The sequence below is a fragment of the Neobacillus sp. FSL H8-0543 genome, assembly GCF_038592905.1.
GTDB lineage: Bacteria > Bacillota > Bacilli > Bacillales > Cytobacillaceae > Neobacillus.
In genome coordinates this window covers 339,760-360,384 of record NZ_CP151943.1, presented here as the reverse complement: position 1 = coordinate 360,384, position 20,625 = coordinate 339,760, and the positions used below count along the sequence as shown (strand labels likewise).

23 protein-coding genes are annotated in these 20,625 nt (G+C 34.8%); 14 read left to right on the top strand and 9 right to left on the bottom strand.

What is annotated here, in order from left to right; all coding sequences use genetic code 11:
• Positions 1-181: 181 nt before the first annotated feature.
• Together NSS81_RS01885 and NSS81_RS01880 are read right to left on the bottom strand one after the other, a co-directional pair.
• Entirely contained in the window at positions 182-700 is a 519-nt protein-coding gene (locus tag NSS81_RS01885; protein WP_342431865.1) for a MerR family transcriptional regulator, read from the bottom strand.
• A 52-nt stretch (positions 701-752) separates the two neighbouring features.
• Entirely contained in the window at positions 753-1,625 is an 873-nt protein-coding gene (locus NSS81_RS01880) for a MerR family transcriptional regulator (protein WP_342431864.1), read from the bottom strand.
• Positions 1,626-1,837: 212 nt separating this feature from the next.
• Between NSS81_RS01880 and NSS81_RS01875 the strand changes: the two genes are divergently transcribed.
• From NSS81_RS01875 to helD, 9 genes are all read left to right on the top strand, one after another.
• The gene (locus NSS81_RS01875; RefSeq protein WP_342431863.1) at positions 1,838-2,560 is read left to right on the top strand and encodes a polysaccharide deacetylase family protein; all 723 of its coding nucleotides are present in this window, start codon (positions 1,838-1,840) and stop codon (positions 2,558-2,560) included.
• 246 nt (positions 2,561-2,806) lie between these two features.
• A complete protein-coding gene (locus NSS81_RS01870) occupies positions 2,807-3,202 on the top strand; it encodes a hypothetical protein (protein WP_342431862.1) in 396 nt (131 codons plus the stop codon).
• A 208-nt stretch (positions 3,203-3,410) separates the two neighbouring features.
• A complete protein-coding gene (locus NSS81_RS01865; protein WP_342433904.1) occupies positions 3,411-3,758 on the top strand; it encodes a hypothetical protein in 348 nt (115 codons plus the stop codon).
• Between the two features lie 125 nt (positions 3,759-3,883).
• Positions 3,884-5,386 carry an aminotransferase class V-fold PLP-dependent enzyme gene (locus tag NSS81_RS01860; RefSeq protein ID WP_342431861.1) on the top strand — a complete coding sequence of 501 codons (1,503 nt, stop codon included), beginning with the start codon at positions 3,884-3,886 and terminating at the stop codon, positions 5,384-5,386.
• A 142-nt stretch (positions 5,387-5,528) separates the two neighbouring features.
• Positions 5,529-6,023 (top strand): L,D-transpeptidase family protein, encoded by a 495-nt coding sequence (locus NSS81_RS01855; RefSeq protein ID WP_342431860.1) that lies wholly within the window; start codon positions 5,529-5,531, stop codon positions 6,021-6,023.
• Between the two features lie 222 nt (positions 6,024-6,245).
• Positions 6,246-6,977, top strand: coding sequence for a DUF3784 domain-containing protein (locus NSS81_RS01850; RefSeq protein ID WP_342431859.1), 732 nt, complete (start codon positions 6,246-6,248; stop codon positions 6,975-6,977).
• 90 nt (positions 6,978-7,067) lie between these two features.
• Complete coding sequence (locus NSS81_RS01845) at positions 7,068-8,003, top strand: alpha-L-glutamate ligase (RefSeq protein WP_342431858.1); 936 nt, start codon at positions 7,068-7,070, stop codon at positions 8,001-8,003.
• Between the two features lie 154 nt (positions 8,004-8,157).
• A complete protein-coding gene (locus tag NSS81_RS01840; protein WP_342431857.1) occupies positions 8,158-9,018 on the top strand; it encodes a hypothetical protein in 861 nt (286 codons plus the stop codon).
• A gap of 207 nt (positions 9,019-9,225) precedes the next feature.
• Positions 9,226-11,556: an RNA polymerase recycling motor HelD gene (gene helD, locus NSS81_RS01835; protein ID WP_342431856.1), complete on the top strand. Its 2,331-nt coding sequence runs from the start codon at positions 9,226-9,228 to the stop codon at positions 11,554-11,556.
• Between the two features lie 61 nt (positions 11,557-11,617).
• Here helD and NSS81_RS01830 read toward each other — a convergent pair whose 3' ends face one another.
• On the bottom strand, positions 11,618-11,755 hold the full coding sequence (locus NSS81_RS01830) for a BA3454 family stress response protein (RefSeq protein WP_342431855.1): 138 nt from the start codon (positions 11,753-11,755) through the stop codon (positions 11,618-11,620).
• Between the two features lie 78 nt (positions 11,756-11,833).
• On the opposite strand from NSS81_RS01830, the gene NSS81_RS01825 reads away from it, so the two are divergent.
• Complete coding sequence (locus tag NSS81_RS01825; protein WP_342431854.1) at positions 11,834-12,307, top strand: GNAT family N-acetyltransferase; 474 nt, start codon at positions 11,834-11,836, stop codon at positions 12,305-12,307.
• A gap of 21 nt (positions 12,308-12,328) precedes the next feature.
• On the opposite strand, the gene NSS81_RS01820 is transcribed toward NSS81_RS01825, so the two are convergent.
• Complete coding sequence (locus NSS81_RS01820) at positions 12,329-12,559, bottom strand: hypothetical protein (protein ID WP_342431853.1); 231 nt, start codon at positions 12,557-12,559, stop codon at positions 12,329-12,331.
• Positions 12,560-12,834: 275 nt separating this feature from the next.
• Here NSS81_RS01820 and asnS point away from each other — a divergent pair, with 275 nt between their 5' ends.
• A complete protein-coding gene (gene asnS, locus NSS81_RS01815) occupies positions 12,835-14,226 on the top strand; it encodes an asparagine--tRNA ligase (RefSeq protein WP_342431852.1) in 1,392 nt (463 codons plus the stop codon).
• Between the two features lie 50 nt (positions 14,227-14,276).
• Here asnS and NSS81_RS01810 read toward each other — a convergent pair whose 3' ends face one another.
• Positions 14,277-14,453 (bottom strand): hypothetical protein, encoded by a 177-nt coding sequence (locus NSS81_RS01810; RefSeq protein ID WP_342431851.1) that lies wholly within the window; start codon positions 14,451-14,453, stop codon positions 14,277-14,279.
• 628 nt (positions 14,454-15,081) lie between these two features.
• Between NSS81_RS01810 and NSS81_RS01805 the strand changes: the two genes are divergently transcribed.
• Entirely contained in the window at positions 15,082-15,282 is a 201-nt protein-coding gene (locus NSS81_RS01805; protein WP_342431850.1) for a cold-shock protein, read from the top strand.
• Positions 15,283-15,459: 177 nt separating this feature from the next.
• Complete coding sequence (locus tag NSS81_RS01800) at positions 15,460-16,275, top strand: YitT family protein (protein WP_342431849.1); 816 nt, start codon at positions 15,460-15,462, stop codon at positions 16,273-16,275.
• Positions 16,276-16,332: 57 nt separating this feature from the next.
• On the opposite strand, the gene NSS81_RS01795 is transcribed toward NSS81_RS01800, so the two are convergent.
• From NSS81_RS01795 to NSS81_RS01780, 4 genes are all read right to left on the bottom strand, one after another.
• Positions 16,333-16,947, bottom strand: a complete 615-nt coding sequence (locus tag NSS81_RS01795; protein WP_342431848.1) for a PH domain-containing protein — start codon at positions 16,945-16,947, stop codon at positions 16,333-16,335.
• A gap of 192 nt (positions 16,948-17,139) precedes the next feature.
• The gene (locus NSS81_RS01790; protein WP_342431847.1) at positions 17,140-18,000 is read right to left on the bottom strand and encodes a DUF421 domain-containing protein; all 861 of its coding nucleotides are present in this window, start codon (positions 17,998-18,000) and stop codon (positions 17,140-17,142) included.
• A gap of 16 nt (positions 18,001-18,016) precedes the next feature.
• Complete coding sequence (locus tag NSS81_RS01785) at positions 18,017-18,223, bottom strand: DUF1657 domain-containing protein (protein WP_342431846.1); 207 nt, start codon at positions 18,221-18,223, stop codon at positions 18,017-18,019.
• Between the two features lie 83 nt (positions 18,224-18,306).
• On the bottom strand, positions 18,307-18,510 hold the full coding sequence (locus NSS81_RS01780; protein WP_342431845.1) for a DUF1657 domain-containing protein: 204 nt from the start codon (positions 18,508-18,510) through the stop codon (positions 18,307-18,309).
• A gap of 1,198 nt (positions 18,511-19,708) precedes the next feature.
• Here NSS81_RS01780 and NSS81_RS01775 point away from each other — a divergent pair.
• The gene (locus NSS81_RS01775; RefSeq protein WP_342433903.1) at positions 19,709-20,554 is read left to right on the top strand and encodes a YitT family protein; all 846 of its coding nucleotides are present in this window, start codon (positions 19,709-19,711) and stop codon (positions 20,552-20,554) included.
• Positions 20,555-20,625 lie beyond the last annotated feature (71 nt).

The window sequence follows — 20,625 nt, the reverse complement described above, 5'->3', positions numbered from 1 at the left end:
GTACCATTAATTTAGTGGGGTGTATGTGATTTTTATCATCAGGTACTAATGGTTGGTAATATTATTTGATCTTTATTACTTTAGGGACTCACGCCTGGAAAGCAACAGCTCATTTTATAGAGCTATAAAAAAATGACTGACCTTTATTTCTAAAGACCAGTCTTTGGTTTATTATTAGGTATTAAAATCCAAATAGTGAGCTTACAATATTTTTTTTCTTTCTTTTTACCTTGCCATGATCAAATACAAGAGGTTTGTCTGGTAAAGAAGATGTTTTCAACTCGTTAAACTGGGATTGAATTAACTCTAGTTGGTCTGACAGTCCGATTATTTGTTCCTGTAATTCCTCGATTTCTCTCCGATGCTGCAGGAGTTGATACGAGGTAACAGAATCTGCTTTTGAATTCACCTTTGTTTCTAATTCACCAACGATTGAAAATAATCGTTCAACCTCTGCATTATTTTCTACTGTTTTAACAGCTCCTTTACGTACCTTTTTCTCTTGTGCAGGTGCTATATCTTGAAGTAGAGTTCCAGATTGAATTTGTTCTTGAATATGTTTTAAAAGGGTAATATCTTCATTATTAAAATGATAATGACCACGTTCGTTCCGTTCCATTTGTAATCTTAACTGTTTGACCCAACGTTGGATCGTACTTTGTGAAACCCCTAATAATTTTGCTACTTCACTTGTGTTCATTTTAATCCCTCCACATGTAAAAGTTGAACAAAGAATATTGGTTTGTCAGACTTTATTTCCAAAACTTCCACCATTTCCTTTCCTTTGACGCAGCGACATCTCTAAAACTAACTAACATATCTTGGAAGTCAGCTTCTCTTTGCCGTATTTCGTGGCGGTATTGTTCACGGTCCTGGATAAATTCTTCACGTTCCTTTTCAATAGATTCGTTAAGATTAACCATCTCATTATTTGTAATACTTACAAAACGGGATAATTCTTCCGTGGAATCTGTCAACTGTTTTGAAAGAGAATAAATTTCTTCAGAAGTCTCAATCGAGACATTAGTAATACTTTTAGATAAATACTGTAATGATTCTGAAGTTTGTTCAGAAACCTTTTCAAGGTTTTCAGATATTACATCAAAATTTGCTTTCGTATTCGCGTTAGATTTATAAATAGAATCGGAAATTGATTTTACAGTAGTAAGGGTCCCATTCTTAATTTCCTTTTTGACCTCCTCTACTACTTCCTTTCTTAGTACACTTCGAATTTCATCTTTTACTTCATTTAAAAAGGTCTGTTTATAATTATCCATTGCTTCGAAAAATAAATCTGCTTTCATCATGGCAGATTCTTCAGCTGATAATGTTAAATTTTCATCGGAAACGAATGCAATAGTATTTGCAGGCGTTTCTGAGATTTCAACGGGCACAGGTTCGTTTTTATTCGCTAATACTTTACGTACCATTTCTGAAGTGAATTTTTGATTGTACATTTGTTTTATTTCAGCTAACAGATTAATTTCTGAGTCGGTATAAATTCTAGCCCCTTGTTTTGTGCGCGGGATTATGAGTAGCCCTGCATATTCCTTTTCCCACTTTCTAAGCATTCCAGGTGTGGCATTTATTTTTTTGGAAACTTCTTTTAACGTCAAAGTTCTCATAATATTCAGTCCCCTCGTTCTATGTTAAACCCTCTTAGCATAGTAATTCACCACTGAATACCCCATTTTCCTGCATGTTGACAAAAGCTATCAAAACAAGACGGAAAGACAGAAATAACTACAAATTTTTTTGATTTCTTACTTGGATGATTAAACCACCTTATTAAGGAATAATAAGTGAAACTAAATCTAGAAATAGGATGGGATATTAAATGAGAGCAATAATACTGTGCCTTCTTTTGTTCGTACAGCCAGCACATGTCTTTGGAGAGCAAAGAGTACCAATATTAATTTATCATTCAATTGATGAGTTTAATGGAGTAGGTTCAAAGGAATTATATGTAACCCCTATAAATTTCGAAAAACAAATGAGCTATTTACGAGACCATGGTTTTACTTTATTAACCTTTGAACGGTGGCAAGATATATCAAAGGTAAAGAAACCTATTTTCATTACCTTTGATGATGGATATAAAAATAACATAAACGCATACAACATTTTTCAGAAATTAAAAAATGAACAATTTGGACCTACTGGGACTTTTTTTGTTATTTCTGATTTTATCGGTAATAAAAATCGGTTAACTGCATCGGAATTGAAAAGGATGGCAAATTCGGGAATAATTTCAGTCCAGTCACATACAGCCACACACCCGGAATTGACTAAAACGGATAATCTTGAGTATGAATTAAAAGAATCAAAGGAAAAAATCGAAAAAATAACCGGAAAACCAGTTATTGCCCTTGCCTACCCATACGGTGCTTTTAATGATCGGGTTGTAGAAGAAACAAAAATGCATTATACCTTCGGGTTGACAACAACACCAGGGGTATTTTCGAAGAAAAACATCAAAAATGAGTTGTATTACTTACCAAGGATTTACATAAAATATTCAACCACACTTGAAGATTTTTCTGAGGCAGTTGATAAATAAAATAGCAAAGTCATCTTTAAGATTTGGAGCTAAAATATCAAGGATTTTAATCATATCATGAGCAATCCATAGAAAAGATGCTATTTAGAGAGAAAATTGAGCAATAGAAAACTAAATTGAAAAAATATAACACTTTACAACGAATCAGGATGGGTCTACAATAGCGTCATATGAAATTACAAATAAATACCACGGTTAAGGTAAACTGTTTTTTTTCATGAAAATAATTAAAAAAAGGTGAAGAAAATGATATTAAAAGATTATTTGATGAAAATGAAAATTGGTTTGCCTAAGACAATCGTCCATCTTGATAAGAACGTGTACGAAGTTGGCAGTGTCATTAACGGAACAATAGAGATACATGGCGGTTTTATGAAAAATAAAATTAAAAGATATGATATCGATTTAATCAGTATTGATACAAATACCCTGATTGAAGAAACAATAAATACACATTCTGTTTTCTGTTCTCTTGAATGTAGTCCAAACCAAACGGGTATAATTACATTTATTATTAATGTTCCTGAAAATGTGCGGGAATTAAGCAATTCTTTTCAGTATTCTTTAACCATTAATATGGATTTAGGAAACTCTAATAGTATTACACAGAGTCTTCCAATTATGATAGAAAGAGCATCATAAAGAGTCCTACTAATCTAGTACTTATAAAAGATAAGATGATACAAGGACTCGATACATTTCGGTCCTTGTTTTTATTTTTTTGGAAATTCCCACTCACTTAATGTGATAAATGGACTATAAAATGAAATACCACTGTAAACTGTCCGAAACTATTATGCAAACAAACTCCGCTATAATGTAAGAGACAAATGTTAGGGCGGGTGTAATGATGGAAGAAACATTGGTAAAATCCTATTTGCAAAAATCACTGGATGAGTGGAAGGATGATATTTCACAAGTTCTTGATGAAATTGGAAAAGAATATGACGAAGTTGCGCAAGAATTGAAAGTATATTCTTATAAATATGGCATCACCAAGCAAGTAATTCAATCAACTGTGAATGAGGAAATTATTGAAAATATCCGGCAATTGTATCATAAACCATTTGAAGAAAATTATAATCAGCTTAAGGAATACATACGAGACTTAGAAGAAAAACGGCGTGTTTTTCAAATGTTTATTCAAAAGATTGAAGAGGTGAATCGAAAAGAAGCAACAAAAATAAGTATTTCATAACCGCAGCTTGATCCTTAATAGGTTCAGGCTGCTTTTTTTATTCGGAATATTTTATCGTGATGAAAAAACTCGACAAGGTGTGGTGCATATATTAGTTAACACAATATAATTGTGAGGTGTGAATAATGATCACAGCAATGATCGGGAGTAAACAGTATCGAATCCCCGAAAATCTCGAGGAATATTTTCAGAGGTTTCGGTCACAGGTAATTGGCATCAATCAAGAGTTTGAAACACCGTTTGGAAAAAAAACAATTATTTATGCGGATTGGACGGCTAGTGGGCGTTTGTACCGACCAATTGAGCAAAAAATTTCTGAGGTATTTGGCCCATTTATGGCTAATACCCATACAGAATCAAATATTACGAGTTTAATGATGACTGGTATTTATAAACATTCAAAACAGATCATTAAGGACCATGTGAATGCCAATGAACACGATGTTGTGCTGTTAGATGGATTTGGAATGACCTCCGTAATGAATAAATTACAGAGGATTTTGGGTATCAGAGTTCCAGAGCAATGGAAAAATCAAATCCAACTGCTGGACCAAGAGAAACCCATCGTATTTCTAACCCATATGGAGCATCACTCGAATCAAACCTCATGGCTGGAAACGTTAGTAGATGTTGAAATTATTAATCCGGATTATGAAGGAAATGTCGATGTACATCATCTTGAACAGCTGTTAGGTCAATATCAGGACCGAAAAGTTAAAATTGGATCATTTACAGCCTGCTCTAATGTAACAGGGATTCGAACTCCCTATCATCAAATGGCAAAATTAATGCATCAAAATGGCGGTCTCTGTTTTGTAGACTTTGCTGCTTCTGCTCCCTATGTGGCAATTGATATGCATCCAGAAGACCCCTTAGAAAAACTTGATGCCATCCTATTTTCACCACATAAGTTTTTAGGTGGCCCGGGTTCAAGTGGGGTGTTAGTGTTTGATAAAAGGTTATATGCAAATAAGGTACCAGATCATCCCGGAGGAGGGACAGTTACTTGGACAAATCCTTGGGGTGAACACAAATACCATGATGATATTGAACTCAGGGAAGATGGTGGGACACCTGGAATTCTTCAAGCGATCCGGATTGGACTATGTATACATTTAAAAGAACAAATGGGCATCAAGAAAATTTTACAAAGGGAAAAAGAACAGATAAAACTCCTTATGACCGAACTGGAAAGTATACCAAGTGTTCACATATTAGAGCATCATAAAACGGATCGTTTGGGGATTGTTTCGTTTTGTGTTGATCATATTCACTACAATCTAATTGTCCGGCTGTTAAATGATCGGTTTGGTTTTCAAGTCCGTGGTGGTTGCTCATGTGCAGGCACATATGGTCACTATTTGCTTCATATCGATCTTCATACCTCGAAGCAAATCGCTGATAATATTGACCATGGTGACATGTCTAATAAACCTGGATGGGTTCGCGTTTCTTTGCATCCGATTATGACAAATGATGAAATTAGCATGTTTATATGTGCTTTAAAAGAAATCATCGCGAATATTGATCGGTGGAAGAAGGATTATGTCTATGATTCGATGACGAATGATTACTTTTATATTAACCATGGCAGAAAAGATATGAGTTCGCTTTTTAGATTGGAATGAAAAAAAGAGGTATTTTTTCGCTCAAATAGAGAGGTCGAACATTAGGTCACTTTAAGTATTCTGAAGGTGGCTTTTTAAAATTTTCAATTCGGCAACGGCTCCATTGTCCCAACATATGCTAGAAGAAAAAAGGTGGGTTCTTATGATTCACATTGTGAAGCCTGGAGATACACTGTACATGATTTCAGTGGATTATCGGGTAAGTCTTAACCAACTTTATGCAGCAAATCCAGGTGTTAATCACTTACAACTTTACGTGGGGCAAAGTATTCAAATCCCGGGGTTGCCAGACCCAAGTACAATTCCTTACACCATTAATATATCAGTTAGTAAAAGAAAATTAACATTATATAATAATGGCAGGCTTGTAAAGATTTTTCCGATTGCGGTTGGAAAGATGTTAACAGGTACCCCGACAGGAGAATACGTCATTGTAAACCGGCAAATGAACCCAGGAGGGCCGTTTGGCGTCATGTGGCTGTCACTATCTAAGCAAGGTTATGGGATTCATGGTACGAATGATCCTAGTTCGATAGGTAAGGCTGTATCGCACGGCTGCGTAAGGATGCACAACCGTGATGTATTACAGCTAGCAGAAATGGTTCCAAATGGCACGAGGGTGATCATAAAGCAATGAATTAGTAAGTTAGTTTAATTGGCCGATTCCATACCGAATCGGCTTGATTTTTTTTGATAAGAGCGATGAAAGACAAAACCGTCAAAGGAACTGGGGAAATGTCTTTCATACGTGAATGACTGTCTGCATAGAGATTTTAATGTTTGAAAAGGATGCCTCCAACTTATAGGTAAATAGTTTATAATGACTACATAAAGTCTTTTTTGGAGGTATCATAATTTTATGTTTGGTCTAATTGCAACACAACTCATTGTAGCTATTGTATTTTTACTGCTCGGTTGGGTAATTAGAAAAAAGAAAATGTATTCGTTAATTTCTGGTTTCGCCACTCGACCAAAGGAAGAACAGGAGCAATTAGTTAAGAATGGTTATCCGCAAAAGGCAGCTAGTTTGTTGATGGCAACTGCAATCGGAATGATCGTATTGCTGCCCTTATCATTTACAAGCTTTATCTATGCAACAGAAGTGCAATTTGGATTTATGATGATTTTTTTACTTGGCGGGTTTGTGTATCTCTCAAGGTATGAAGTAGTAATGAAACGAAAACGAAGTTATATGATTAGCACGATGATTGCTACGGTGGTGATTGGTGGGTTAGTCGCCATCTCTTTATTTAGCTATCAGGGATATGAGCTAATTACCAAAGATGACCGTTTTGAAATCACAGGAATGTATGGTGATGAGTGGGTGTATGAGGATATAATCAGCATTGAATTAATGGAAGAAATGCCAGAGGTTACAATTAGGACAAATGGTGTCGGCCTGCCAACACTTTCAAAAGGACATTTCAAGGTGAAGGATTATGGAAGCAGCCTTCTCTTTATTCAAAAAGGATCTTCTCCATACATTTATATCGAATTGAAGGAAAAGAAGATATTTTTTAATGACAAAGAGCCTGAACAAACCCGTAACTGGTATGAGCAAATAAGTGAGAAAACAGGAATGCCAAAATAGATGAAAAACTGATTCATTTATTATGAAAGTTAGCACAGTAAATAAAGATTAACAACAAAGATAATTACAATTTGAGGGGAGATTTTCTTTTTGAAAAAGGTATATATCATCCATGAAAATAGTGAATGGACGGTTCATTTAACAAAACGCCTGGATGAACTGGGGGTTTTATATGAAGAATGGCATTTAGACAGCGGCCGTCTTGATTTATCAAAGGAACCGCCCGAAGGTGTTTTTTATAATCGCATGAGTGCTTCCTCACATACAAGGGGCCACCGGTATGCTCCAGAATTCACCTTGCAGGTTTTGGCATGGCTAGAGACACATAATAGAAAAGTGGTAAATGGAACACGAGCTATTCAACTTGAGGTCAGTAAGGTCCAGCAATACTTAGAATTAACTAAGTTTGGCGTCCAAACACCGCGAACGATTGCGGCGGTTGGAAAAGAGCAAATTATTGAGGCGGCTAATGAGTTTGAAGGTACAGCATTTATTACAAAACATAATCGTGCGGGTAAAGGTCTGGGTGTTCAGTTGTTTCAATCACTCCCCGCATTAAGAGGTTATGTAGAAAGCCCGGCCTTTGAAGAGCCTGTTGATGGAATCACACTAATACAAGAATACATACAATCTCCAGAAAATTATATTACACGCTGTGAATTTATTGGAGGGAGGTTTATTTACGCAGTAAAAGTTGATACTTCTGAAGGTTTTCAGTTATGCCCGGCAGATGCCTGCCAAATTGGTGATTTATTTTGCCCAGTAGGGGAAGTGGTGGAGGAAAAGCCTAAATTTGAAATCATTGATCAGTTTTCAGACCTGATTTTAAGGAAATACGAAAAGGTACTCACAGAAAACCAAATTGAAGTCGCTGGTATCGAATTTATCCGCAATGCGTCTGGTGAACTATTTACCTATGATATTAATACAAATACAAATTATAATGCAGATGCGGAGGCGAAAGCAGGGAAATTCGGCATGCTTGAATTAGCGAAATTTTTGCAGTCTGAATTAATAAAACTATAGAAAAAGCTCTCAGATGGAGAGCTTTTTTCTATATACTTTAGCTCGGTTTATTGAATGAAAATTATGTAACAGGAATAATATTAATTAAGTGTATGAAAGGCTCAGCTCATTTAAATACTACAAGTAAAACCAATTAGTGAAATGAGACCTGATAATGAGGAAACGCAGAAATTTTATTCCTTTTCTAATCTTATTTTTTATCCATACGGGTTTATTAGGCTATGCCTTTTATAAAAAGGAAAATAAAAAGCAGTTATTTACTTTATTAATGTCAAATATCGGCCTTGCATATTTATTTGAATTCTTTGTTTTAAATCTCTTTACTGCATATACTTATAAGCCTGGAATTTTAAAAAATGCACACCTAGATAATATTTTTGGAGCAATTTTATCCCAAGCGATTTTTGTTCCATTTACTGCTGTATTTTTAACAGCAAGAAAAGTAGGTTGGATTGGAAAGTTACTTTCAGGTGTCTATTTTTTCCTAGTAGAAATTTTGTTTTTGAAACTAGGTATTTTTAAACGAAATTGGTGGAAAACGGTATATACGTTAATTTTTACTCCATTTTATTTCTTTATTAGTGATTATTGGGAGCTTATGCTACGCAAGAAAATTCCGATAATCCGATATTTATCTTTATTTCTTATGATAATGGTAACTGAAGCAAATTTATTATTTATTTTTGCAGTAAAACGTAAACTTCGGTTTGGATTGGGAAGATATCATTCTTGGACAGAACATTTTATTCTAGTCCCGCTCTATGCAATTTCCCTTTCATTATTTGCAACCTGGTCATTTATGAAAAAGAATAGTTGGACTGTAAGGTTAAGAGTACAGTTATTTACAATAGGTTTAAATAAGCTTTTTGAGAAAACTGGATTGGTAAAAAGCGGCTTAGGTCTGTTCGAATTAATAAACATCCATTTCTTAATTGTTTACTTATATGGAAAATATAGTGTGTGGGCCTTAGATGGTCTAAAAAAAGGAGAAGAAGAACAACTTGAAGAACAGTAATTTGGAAATTTGTAAAAAGAGGGCACAAAAAAACGCCCGCGAGGCGTGGGATTCTTATTGCTTATTATTCGTATTCATGATAAAATAATTTTTGATTCTAATTGGATATTATTTATGTTTATAAATTTACTTCAATAATATCATATCAAATTACAAAAGTGTTGTCAAATAAAACGACAAAACTTTTTTCTGGGGAGTGGCAGTTAAATGAGCGATTTTCAAAAAAGGGACTTGCAAAGGGAGCAGGACCGTGTAGATTTTATAGTAAATCAAATTGATATTAAAACAAAAAAACTCCAGAAAAATGCAGGTAAGATTGGCTCAGATGTATTAGAGCTGCGAAAGGAATTTTGGGAGGATGTAACGGTTAATGTAGACGACCCAGATGATAAAATTGAAACGGCAGCAAGTATTAAGCAACAGGCAGAGTTGCTTTCAGAGCGGGAAAGAACCTATAAACATACCGAAAAGGAGTTGAAAACTCTTGATCGCTTACGGAATTCTCCTTACTTCGGGAGGATTGATTTTTTAGAAAATGGTGAGAAATGGGCAGACCAAATTTATCTTGGGATTGCTTCCTTTATGGATGAACAAGACGAGAACTTCTTAATTTATGACTGGCGTGCTCCCATATCAAGCATATATTACGACTATTCTCCAGGCCCGGCCCGTTATAAGACCTTAGATGGGACAATTGAAGGGAATATGGAATTAAAACGACAATTTATCATACGATCGTCTAAAATAAATGGAATGTTTGAAACGGGTGTAACGATTGGGGACGAAATGCTTCAAGAGGTGCTGGGTAATAATGCTAGCTCGCAAATGAAAAGTATCGTCGCTACCATTCAGTCCGAGCAAAATCAAATCATACGTAATGAGCGGAGCAACCTTCTAATCGTCCAAGGTGTTGCTGGGAGCGGTAAGACATCTGCTGCCTTACAGCGTGTAGCTTATTTGCTCTACCGTTATCGTGAAACCTTGAAGTCTGAAAACATTATGTTATTTTCTCCGAACCCGCTATTTAATAGTTATGTTGCTACTGTACTTCCTGAGTTAGGGGAAGAAAACATGCAGCAAGCTACTTTTATGGAATACATAAACATGCGTCTTAGCAAGAGCGTGGTGGTGGAAGATCCTTTTGAACAAATGGAATTTTTGCTTAATAAAATAGGGGAACAGGACTATTTGATACGGGTAGAAGGAATTCGCTATAAGGCAAGTCTCGAGTTCAAACAGGTGATTGACCATTATGCTGTTGAGTTAGCTAAAAAGGGAATCCTTTTCAGAAACCTAGTTTTTAGGGGTGAAGTAATTATCTCTAAGGAAGCGATTTATGAGTATTTTTATACCTTAGATGGGAGTTATTCTATCCCAAACAGAATGGAACTTGTGAAGGAATGGTTGTTGAGGGAATTAAAGCGGATAGTGAAAAGGGAACGCACTAAAAGCTGGGTAGAGGAAGAAATACAATTTCTCGAAAAGGAAGACTATTTAGAAGTTTTTCAGCAAATGGAGGAGAAAAACAACTATACAGAAAATTCCTTTGATGATTTTGAATTGGAACAAAAGCTCCTTGCTAAGATGGTAGTAAAAGAGAAGTTTAAGCGGTTATTTGCACAGGTTAAAAAGCTGCAGTTTATCGATTTACTTGGGCAGTATCGGCAGTTATTTGAAAGGTTTAGCAAAGATCAATTGTCATTAACAGAACATTGGAATCAAATTTGTTCGCGGACTGTTGAAAAAATATCGAATAGAGAAATTTCATATGAAGATGCTACTCCAATTGTTTATCTGCAAGATTTAATCGAGGGGCGCAGATCTAATACATTGATCCGCCATATTTTTATTGATGAAGCCCAGGATTATTCACCCTTTCAATTTGCATTTATTCAAAGACTTTTCCCGTATAGTAAAATGACCCTTCTTGGTGACTTCAATCAAGCGATTTTCTCAGGGGTAACAGGTTCAGCAACAGCTTTAACTGATTTTGTTAGGGACGGGGAAGAGGTTGAAACATTTAATCTTACCAAAACGTATCGGTCGACAAAGGAAATTGTTGAATTCACCAGAAGCTTGATTGAAGGTGGCGATAAAATTGAACCATTTAATCGTTCAGGTAAGAAACCGAGTATTATTAAAGGTGAGATAACAGAAATTGATGGACTTATAAGGAGTAAAATTCTTGATTTCCAAAAAGAAGGACACCGGACGATAGCGGTGATTTGTAAAACGGCAGAGGAAAGTAAAGTCGTATTTAATGCGCTTAAAAAGGATGTACCTGCACTGTTAATTGAAAAAGGCACAGTTTCATATGAAAAGGGGATTCTAGTGATTCCCTCTTACTTGGCAAAGGGAATTGAATTTGATGCAGTCATTATTCATGATAGTTCTAAGTATAAGAGTGAAAATGAGCGAAAGTTATTTTACACTGTATGTACGCGTGCGATGCATGAACTGCATATGTTTGAAACAGCTGGAATTAGTCCGTTAATGAAGGATATTCCTAATAATTTGTATGAAATAGAAATATTATAGGTTAAAAAAACGTACTTAATTAAAATAAAAAGGCAGCATTTTGTGTGCTGCCTTAATGCGTTTAGATATTTTTCCATTGTTTTTGAACCTGTAAGAATGCCAACTCATATATTTCTTCCTCAGATGTATTCCGATTTGCTATGACATTTGTTAAATAACTTTTTCCTTCAAACGTTACCTTTACATTAATTTGTACCATTATAATCACCTTTCTATTCTTTAATTTTGTTTAATAAAAATAACATGTTTGATATACTTCTTATCTATGGGGTGAGGGATGAGAACAATGATGTATTTTGAAGAAATCACTAAAGAAACACTATATATCGCTCAAGAAATCGTCAATTCAAATCCAGAGTATAATGTTTGTGATAAAGGAAGTGCAAATAGAACACCTTCAGAGATTGAGTGTGAATTGTTAAATCCTAAGACTACTAGTGTATTTATTAAGTTAGACGATACATACATAGGTGTTATCGATTTTTTAATGGAGAATCCGAAAGACAATTGTCCGTGGTTAGGCTTATTACTGATCCATAGAGATTACCAAGGATATGGTTTCGGTTCACAGGCGTATGCTCTTTATGAAAATGAAATGCAAAATCGAGGTGTGGAGCGTGTTCGTGTTGGTGTTATTAGTAAAAATACAAAGGCACATGGTTTTTGGTTGAGCTTGGGGTTTCTTTATATTAAAACAGCAACCTGGGAAAATGGCAAGGAAATTTTTTATTATGAGAAGGTATTTATATAAAAAAACTTCCCGAAGGAAGCTTTACACTTCAAGTAACATAAATTCTTCGGCGAATTTCTGCACTTGGTTTTTGTTTATTTTATTTTTTCGGAACGATGATTCTGCGAGCAATAAATCAGCTTGGAAGTTTACATTTCTTTTTAAATCACGTATGGACACATCGCCATTTAGTAATTGAACTGCTATATCTTTGATGTCTTGACTCTTTGAAGTTTGATACAGGAAGAAAGCAAAACACGTAACTTTATCCATAATTAACACTCCTCATATCAAGAATCGAACATTTTTTTATTATTCGACTTCAATCATTCATTTTCCTGCTAATATTCTGAAAAATCTTAACAACTTCATGATTTATTGGCCCATGCATAGATCTTCATAAGAGTTAATTTGTTGAATATTGCTTATTTGGAGTGATTTTTATATAATATTGTAGGGATAAAGAATATGAGGATTTTTTGGTATTTTACCTTTCGTCCCGATTGGGAGGAAAGGTTTTTTACATAAGATTTGGAGGTAATTAGGAAATGAAACAAGCCTTGATAAAGGAATTATACAGAAATACTGACAGCTTTGTTGATCAACAGGTTCAATTGTCCGGCTGGATACGAACGATTCGTGACTCGAAGACTTTTGGTTTTATCGAATTAAATGATGGCAGTTTTTTTAAAGGTGTTCAGATTGTATTTGATGAACAATTAGGTAATTTTAAAGAAATTACGAAACTTCCAATCAGTTCGTCAATTAAAATCGAGGGAGATTTTATTTATACTCCACAAGCTAAACAGCCCTTTGAAATTAAAGCAACAAATATTGTGATAGAGGGTATTTCAAATAGTGATTACCCATTGCAGAAGAAAAAGCATTCATTTGAATATTTAAGAACGATTGCACATTTAAGACCAAGAGCAAACACCTTTTCAGCCGTTTTTAGGGTAAGGTCATTAGCATCTTATGCTCTTCATAAATTTTTCCAGGATAAAGGGTTTGTGTATGTCCATTCCCCAATTATTACTGGCAGCGATACCGAGGGTGCTGGGGAGATGTTTAGAGTTACGGCACTTGATGCGGACAACCCTCCAAAAACGAAAGAGGGCAAAACAGATTTGTCAAAGGATTTCTTTAATAAAGAAACCAATTTAACAGTAAGCGGACAATTATCCGCTGAAGCCTTTGCTTTGGCGTTCCGGAATGTATATACTTTTGGACCGACATTTAGAGCTGAAAATTCTAACACAGCAAGACATGCAGCAGAATTCTGGATGCTTGAACCGGAAGTAGCGTTTGCGGAACTGCATGATATTATGGATTTAGCAGAAGAAATGGTTAAATATGTGATTGGTTATGTCCTAGAGCATGCGCCTGAAGAAATGAATTTCTTTAATAGCTTTATTGAAAAGGGATTACTAGATCGATTAAATGACGCGTATTCTGCGGAGTTTATTCGTGTGACCTATACAGATGCTATAAATTTATTGAAAGAATCAGGTGAGAAATTTGCCTATCCTGTAGAATGGGGACTTGACTTGCAAACGGAGCATGAACGGTACTTATGTGAGAAAATTTACAAAAAACCTGTCTTTGTTACCGATTATCCTAAAGAAATCAAAGCTTTCTATATGAGATTAAATGAAGATAACAAAACAGTGGCAGCAACGGATTTACTTGTACCTGGAATTGGTGAACTAATTGGCGGAAGCCAACGTGAAGAACGTGAAGAAATTCTTGCAAGTAAAATTAATGAGCTTGGAATGAATGAAGAAGATTACTGGTGGTATCTTGAACTAAGGAAATATGGTGCGACTAAGCATTCTGGCTATGGTATAGGTTTTGAACGTTTAATTATGTATTTAACTGGTATGACTAACATTAGAGATGTTATCCCATTCCCAAGAACACCTGGAAATGCTGATTTTTAAGCTAAAAAAGAAGACCAATCATTGATTGAGTCTTCTTTTTTTTATTAATTTTATTCTTGGTTTTGTAATTCTTCTTCGAAAAAGAATGTACCCGGATGCTCCTTAACAATATAAGAATATCTTTTCATATTTTTCACATATTGTGATTTCAGTATGGTAACTGCCTCACCAGTTTCTTTAATGCTGACAGTTTGACCGGCTTTGTAACGATTATTTAGACTTCTCAACAAAGACACCCCTTTTTTATTTCCAATTTAATTATACCATAAAATTTAATAATACTAATTGGCGAAAATCGCACTTTATTTTTCAAAAAGAATAATTTCAAATAATTGGAAAAATGACCATATCTTTCAATAATTAGATATCTATGTTATGATTACATAAAAGCGAGGTGTCATTTTTGACTAATTTCAAAGCAAGTAAGAGCAACCTAGAAGAATTATTATCAAAAAACAATATGGATCTAGATAGCCTGGAAAAGAATACAAATATTCCAAGAAGTCAACTGGACAGTTATATGTCAAAGAAGGTTATGAATTTAAGTACTGCTATGACAATTTCCAAGGAACTGAATTGCCAAATTGAAGATTTATACGTATGGACTTCTGAAGAATAGTTCATACGTTTCTTTTTGTTTTCTGAAATAATATAATAGGCTTAACAACAAGAATCCTTCCATAGGGAGGGGACTTGATCGCTTGATTATTGTACCCAACTTTGATATGCTATATGAGAATTATTTTTGTTCGGTAGGAAATAAAGGGAAGAACGATTATTGCTTTTTCGCCTTGATATCACTAAGAGCAAGAATAGTAATACAATGTGTGGATCACACACAAGGAGGCAACAAACATGGAAAATGGTAAAGTAAAATGGTTTAATGCAGAAAAAGGTTTTGGTTTCATCGAACGTGAAGGTGGAGAAGATGTATTCGTACATTTCTCAGCAATTCAAGGCGAAGGCTTTAAATCACTTGATGAAGGTCAAGCTGTTACTTTTGAAGTTGAGCAAGGCGCTCGTGGCCCTCAAGCGGCTAACGTAGTTAAAGCATAATAATAACTACTAATTCAAAACAGACCCATTTGGGTCTGTTTTTTTGCTTTTCATTAAAAATGGTTAATTTTACTGATAATTAATTATTATTGTAAAAAACTATTTAGTTTACTTTATAAGAAAGAATCGATATTATTCACTAAGATATATTTTTTATGTTTTAGGAGGATACCCTTTATGCAGGCTTTAGGAATGATTTTAGGATCCCTTATCATAGTAGTTGCGTTCAACCTATTCCTAATCCCGCACGAGGTGTTAAGTAGTGGACTAAGTGGACTTTCTATGATAGTTGGAATTGTTACCCCAATCAATACAGGGCTGGCTAACTTTCTTTTAAATTTACCTTTATTAATCATTGGCTATAAAATGCTCGGAAAAAAGTTTATACTTAATACAATTTTTTCTGTTGTAATCATTTCTCTTGGTCTTTATGTTGTGCCTGTGCACGTAATAGCAGAGGATACAATTCTTTCATCAATCTTTGGCGGGGCCTTAACAGGACTTGGAGTTGGGATTGTCTTTCGATGCTCAGCATCAACTGGCGGGTTTGATATTATAGGAATGATTGTATCTAGAAAAAGGGATTTTCCTATCGGGACTTTACTTTCAGGTATGAATGCAATTGTCATCGTCATTAGCGGGTTTTTGTTTAATTGGGATTCTGCATTGCTAACCTTAATCTCAATTTTTGTGACCGGTAAAGTGGTAGATGCGATTTATACAGATCATGCAAAATTAACAATTATGATCATTACGGATAAGGGCGACGAAATGCGCGAGCATTTGCTAACCAACCTCTATCGTGGCTTAACAATTATGGACGGCGTCGGCGGCTATTCAAAGGACAAACGCAATATTCTGATGACAGTTATTTCTCGTTATGAGCTAAATGAAGTGAAAAACCTAATTACTGAGGTTGATACAGGTGCATTTGTGAATATTACTGAAACGATCGAAGTGATGGGGCTGTTTCATCGTCCAAACCCACATTAATTTATTGTCAAAGGCTGCAACTGATAAATAGTGCAGCCCTTTTTAATGTAATTTAAATTAATTATTGATATATTTTTCGAAAATGTAACCAAAGTCTTTGATGCTATATTGTTTTTTGCTGTCTTCTAACCATTGGAAAGCAGCTTGGTTCAACATTTTAAATTGGACTACTAAGTTATTATCTGAACTTGTCACTCGGCCAAGAGTGGATGAGGCAACTTCAAGACTTTGTTTTGCATATTGAAGAGATGTTTCATTTTCACGGGAGATTTCAGAAATTTTTATCAGTGCTTTGTATAGGTCTTTCACTTCTTCAAGATGTTTTTTGTGAACATCAATAGAGAACGGCTGTGAACCAATTTTAAATTTAATTTCTACATCCAGATCAACGGTTCCAGCTGTCTCCAATTTAACCTCGGAAATTTTGTTGTTTACGTAACTGTATCGATGAAGCATTCGCTTTTTACTAGTAGCACTCGTACCATCAAGGTGGATCAGTGCATTATTTGTAAAGCAGTATTCATCTGATTTTGATTTAATTAAAAAGTAAATCTTTTCGTTATCCTCGTGCATGACATAATCGTCGGCATCCACCTTATCATAATTATCTGGTTTAATAACTGAACCAACATCACTTAATCCTAAAATATCAGCAGCAACTTTTCCAAACATTGTCTCAACCTCACTTATTTTTTAATTATTTCCTACAATTGTACGATTTCATTATCCAAAAGTTTCAACTTTCTTGTATGACAAAATAATTTATGTGCTTATTCTAAGTAATATTCTAGCTATTTTTTATAATATTTGGTAAAAAAATAAAAAAACAATCCTAATCAAAATTTGATTAGGATTATCTTGTTCTTAGCCAATAAGATAGGGGGTAAGTTTATCAATAGCCTCTTGAACCAGAGTTGCATTTTTTTTATACATTGCTTTGGATTTTTCACAATCTGTTCCCAGTGAAAATAGTTCTAAATCAGCTTGAGTTTTCTTTAACATTGCTAATAGCAGTGGACGTTGAGAAGGAGAGGGAACTTGGATTTTATCATCATAAATATCAATCGTTAATTCCCCGTAGGAATCTACTTGTCCAAAAAATACATTATCAAGTGTAACCTCTAATTTCGCTAATTCTATATTAAGCCATGCTCTACTTTTCCCAGAAGTCTTCAAACCTTCATCTAAAATTTTGCCGTCCATAATGATGGTTTGGGGTTCCTTCTCAGCCGCAACCTTCATTTGTAAATCCTTTGGTGTTATAGGTTGGTTTTCCTTTTTTAATAAAGCATTTAACTTGCCCCGAGGTTCTAGTACTGCAAATTCAACATCAGCAACTTTAAAGATATTTTTATCGCGCAGTAATGCAGATAATTCATCTATTGTATATTTTTCCTTCTTTAAATTCTCTTCCATGATCATTCCATCTTTAATAAGAACAGTTCCTTTTCCATCAATAATGTCACGGAATTTTTTACTTTTTAACGATAAAAAGTCTGCAAATAATGCTGAGAAGCCAAAAATGCAGATGGCTAGAATCCCGTGGTATAAGTTTTTTTCAAGACCGGTTATCGCTTCACCGGCAATGCTTCCGATGGTCATCCCGGATACATACTCAAAGAAAGTTAGTTCTGAAATTTGCTTTTTCCCAAGTATTTTTGTAACAAAAAATAACAGTGCTAAAAATACGAAAGAACGAATTAAGATATCTACCCAACTGGGCATACTTTTCACCTCAAAATTAAGAGCCTTTATATTGCGGTTCAAGTCGTTCTAGTTCCAAAACGCGTGTCTGTAAATCTTTCTTCACTAAAGCCATGGTTAACATGGTCTCGTGAAAAATTTCCTGGGCACCTATATCAAGCGAATTTAATGCTAGCGAAGATAATTGTGATTCGATTCCTTTTATGTTTGAAAGACATTGCTTAACATCAGATGAGATGGTCACGGGCTATCTTCCTTCCGATTTTCAATTAGTCCACAAAATGCATGAAAAGCGGGTTAGCAAAATTGCCAACCCTGCTCAAGTTATTACTGATTGTATTGAGGCTCTTCTGTTAAAATTTCTTGAAGACGTGGTTCCAGACTTTCAAGTACAGATTGTGTTTGTTGTGCAGCTTGCTGATAAAGTTGTTTTGCGTTTTGATTATCAGTGGCTAGTGCAAACCCTTCAAAACTAGCCTGAGCACTTTTTAAACCAGCTATTGCCTGTTTTACCTGAGTTCCAACAGTCATGTGACGTTCCTTCTTTCATAAAAAATTCATTACAATTGTAGTATGTGTATTTCTTATTTTTAAAATACTGTAAATATTCCCCATCCGCTTTTTCTTAAAAGAGTAATTACGCTTTATGAGAATTAATTATTTATTTTGAAAAGTTCACTAATTAGTCACAAACCGTTGATTAAGTGAGTTATTCAGGTGGTATACTATAAGTGTAAAGAAGAAATAAAGAAATTAACTTCTTAGGAGACTCAGCCATAAGTGTTCGTTCCGTGTGAACGAGTAGTTGGTTTTTCCTTTATCATTATTTGGTAAGTGGAGCGATGTATAACTGAAATGGCAAGGTGTAAAACCTTAACAGATTCTTGCTTTACTAGTAACAAGAGGTAATCACTTAAATTCAATTCAAAGTAGTGTTATTGAGTCTTGGGAGTAAAGTATAACTTATCTACCTATTAATAAAATACGTTGGTAAGTTCCTTAAACCAAATGACCCTTTCTAAAATTAATATGGAAGCTTCCTAATTGTGAAGAAACCTAAAAATTTTTGAAAGAAAGAGTCATAAAAACTAATACACAATTAAATGGTGTAATACAAACTATTTAAAACTTCTGAAATTGAATAAGTGCTCAGCTAGTAAGTAATAAACGTTAAGCAACTTTACAGATTTGACTACTTGATAAATGAATTTTACTTTATCATGGTTCTCAATCAACCTTTAACCAATCAGTGACTGCATTGCCAAGAAACGAATCCAAATATTAGGATTTGAGTCCATTAGTATCAAAGAGTAAATGGTTGTTTCATTTGGGAATTTGAATTCCATAACAACACATGTGAATTAATTCCTACAACGGAACAGCACACATCGGCTAAGCTTTCTAAGCTTCTATTAGATCGTTAAAAGGACTAAAAAGATGTGCAGGAAATGTTCATTGGCTGATGAATGGTTGGGTCCCCTAAGATGTTAATTTTCCAAGGAGCTGTCTCTTAATTGAGGTGGCTTCTTTTCATTTTTTTGATAAAAATAAACAAATTGAAAAGAACGCCAGGAAAATGCATATCATGAAAGTATTTAGCAGATATTTTGATATAATAGAAAATATAGAAAATTATGAAAGGGGCAGATTAATGTCAGAAATTCAACAAGTAGGTCTAAATGAACAGCAGGAAAGAGTCGTGGAAAATTTTAAAATCCAACATCGCAGCATGACAAAAAGTAAATTTATCCAACGGATGTTACTTATCACTTTTGGGGCAACCCTAATGGCCGTTGGTCTTGAGATATTTCTTGTTCCCAACCATGTCATTGATGGCGGAATTGTAGGAATATCTATTATCCTTTCGTATTTAACCGGTTGGAAATTGGGACTTTTTATTTTTATTCTTAATATTCCTTTTTTCTTTTTAGGTTATAAACAAATTGGAAAAACCTTTGCTATATCCACTCTTTATGGAATCCTCGTTCTTTCTATTGCAACAACATTACTTCATCCAGTACCTGCTTTTACCGCAGATATCTTACTTGCATCCGTCTTTGGGGGCATTGTTCTCGGGATTGGGGTCGGGATTGTAATCCGTTATGGCGGTTCACTTGATGGCACTGAAATTCTTGCAATCCTTGCTAATAAAAAGCTTCCTTTTTCAGTTGGCGAAATTATTATGTTTTTTAATATTTTTATACTTGGAAGTGCAGGCTTCGTTTTCTCCTGGGATCGAGCAATGTACTCGTTAATTGCCTATTTTGTTGCATACAAAACAATCGATATTACCATTACAGGTCTGGATGAATCTAAATCTGTTTGGATAATTAGTGACAACGCGAAGGAGATCGGTGAGGTAATAATGAATCGGCTCGGACGAGGGGTTACTTATTTACATGGAGAAGGTGCCTACTCAGGCGATGAAAAAAAGGTTATTTTTTGTGTGATTAATCGTTTGGAGGAGGCAAAATTAAAAGAGATTGTCACTGAAAATGATGAGTCCGCATTTCTGGCAGTGGCTGATATTGCAGAAGTCAGGGGCGGGAGATTTAAGAAAAAAGATATTCATTAGCAGCTTGCCTTTGGGCAGGCTTTATTTTTGCTTTGATTTTTGATATTAATGTGATATCATAATGATAGATA

Bases quoted from the DNA above. Each gene is read 5' to 3' on its own strand.
- NSS81_RS01850 (WP_342431859.1), top strand. From the start codon at position 6,246: ATGTTTGGTCTAATTGCAACACAACTCATTGTAGCTATTGTATTTTTA.
- NSS81_RS01840 (WP_342431857.1), top strand. From the start codon at position 8,158: ATGAGGAAACGCAGAAATTTTATTCCTTTTCTAATCTTATTTTTTATC.
- NSS81_RS01880 (WP_342431864.1), bottom strand. From the start codon at position 1,625: ATGAGAACTTTGACGTTAAAAGAAGTTTCCAAAAAAATAAATGCCACA.
- NSS81_RS01820 (WP_342431853.1), bottom strand. From the start codon at position 12,559: ATGGATAAAGTTACGTGTTTTGCTTTCTTCCTGTATCAAACTTCAAAG.
- NSS81_RS01885 (WP_342431865.1), bottom strand. From the start codon at position 700: ATGAACACAAGTGAAGTAGCAAAATTATTAGGGGTTTCACAAAGTACG.
- helD (WP_342431856.1), top strand. From the start codon at position 9,226: ATGAGCGATTTTCAAAAAAGGGACTTGCAAAGGGAGCAGGACCGTGTA.
- asnS (WP_342431852.1), top strand. From the start codon at position 12,835: ATGAAACAAGCCTTGATAAAGGAATTATACAGAAATACTGACAGCTTT.
- NSS81_RS01825 (WP_342431854.1), top strand. From the start codon at position 11,834: ATGAGAACAATGATGTATTTTGAAGAAATCACTAAAGAAACACTATAT.
- NSS81_RS01795 (WP_342431848.1), bottom strand. From the start codon at position 16,947: ATGTTTGGAAAAGTTGCTGCTGATATTTTAGGATTAAGTGATGTTGGT.
- NSS81_RS01775 (WP_342433903.1), top strand. From the start codon at position 19,709: ATGACAAAAAGTAAATTTATCCAACGGATGTTACTTATCACTTTTGGG.
- NSS81_RS01805 (WP_342431850.1), top strand. From the start codon at position 15,082: ATGGAAAATGGTAAAGTAAAATGGTTTAATGCAGAAAAAGGTTTTGGT.
- NSS81_RS01790 (WP_342431847.1), bottom strand. From the start codon at position 18,000: ATGCCCAGTTGGGTAGATATCTTAATTCGTTCTTTCGTATTTTTAGCA.
- NSS81_RS01830 (WP_342431855.1), bottom strand. From the start codon at position 11,755: ATGGTACAAATTAATGTAAAGGTAACGTTTGAAGGAAAAAGTTATTTA.
- NSS81_RS01870 (WP_342431862.1), top strand. From the start codon at position 2,807: ATGATATTAAAAGATTATTTGATGAAAATGAAAATTGGTTTGCCTAAG.
- NSS81_RS01800 (WP_342431849.1), top strand. From the start codon at position 15,460: ATGCAGGCTTTAGGAATGATTTTAGGATCCCTTATCATAGTAGTTGCG.
- NSS81_RS01865 (WP_342433904.1), top strand. From the start codon at position 3,411: ATGGAAGAAACATTGGTAAAATCCTATTTGCAAAAATCACTGGATGAG.
- NSS81_RS01780 (WP_342431845.1), bottom strand. From the start codon at position 18,510: ATGACTGTTGGAACTCAGGTAAAACAGGCAATAGCTGGTTTAAAAAGT.
- NSS81_RS01860 (WP_342431861.1), top strand. From the start codon at position 3,884: ATGATCACAGCAATGATCGGGAGTAAACAGTATCGAATCCCCGAAAAT.
- NSS81_RS01855 (WP_342431860.1), top strand. From the start codon at position 5,529: ATGATTCACATTGTGAAGCCTGGAGATACACTGTACATGATTTCAGTG.
- NSS81_RS01875 (WP_342431863.1), top strand. From the start codon at position 1,838: ATGAGAGCAATAATACTGTGCCTTCTTTTGTTCGTACAGCCAGCACAT.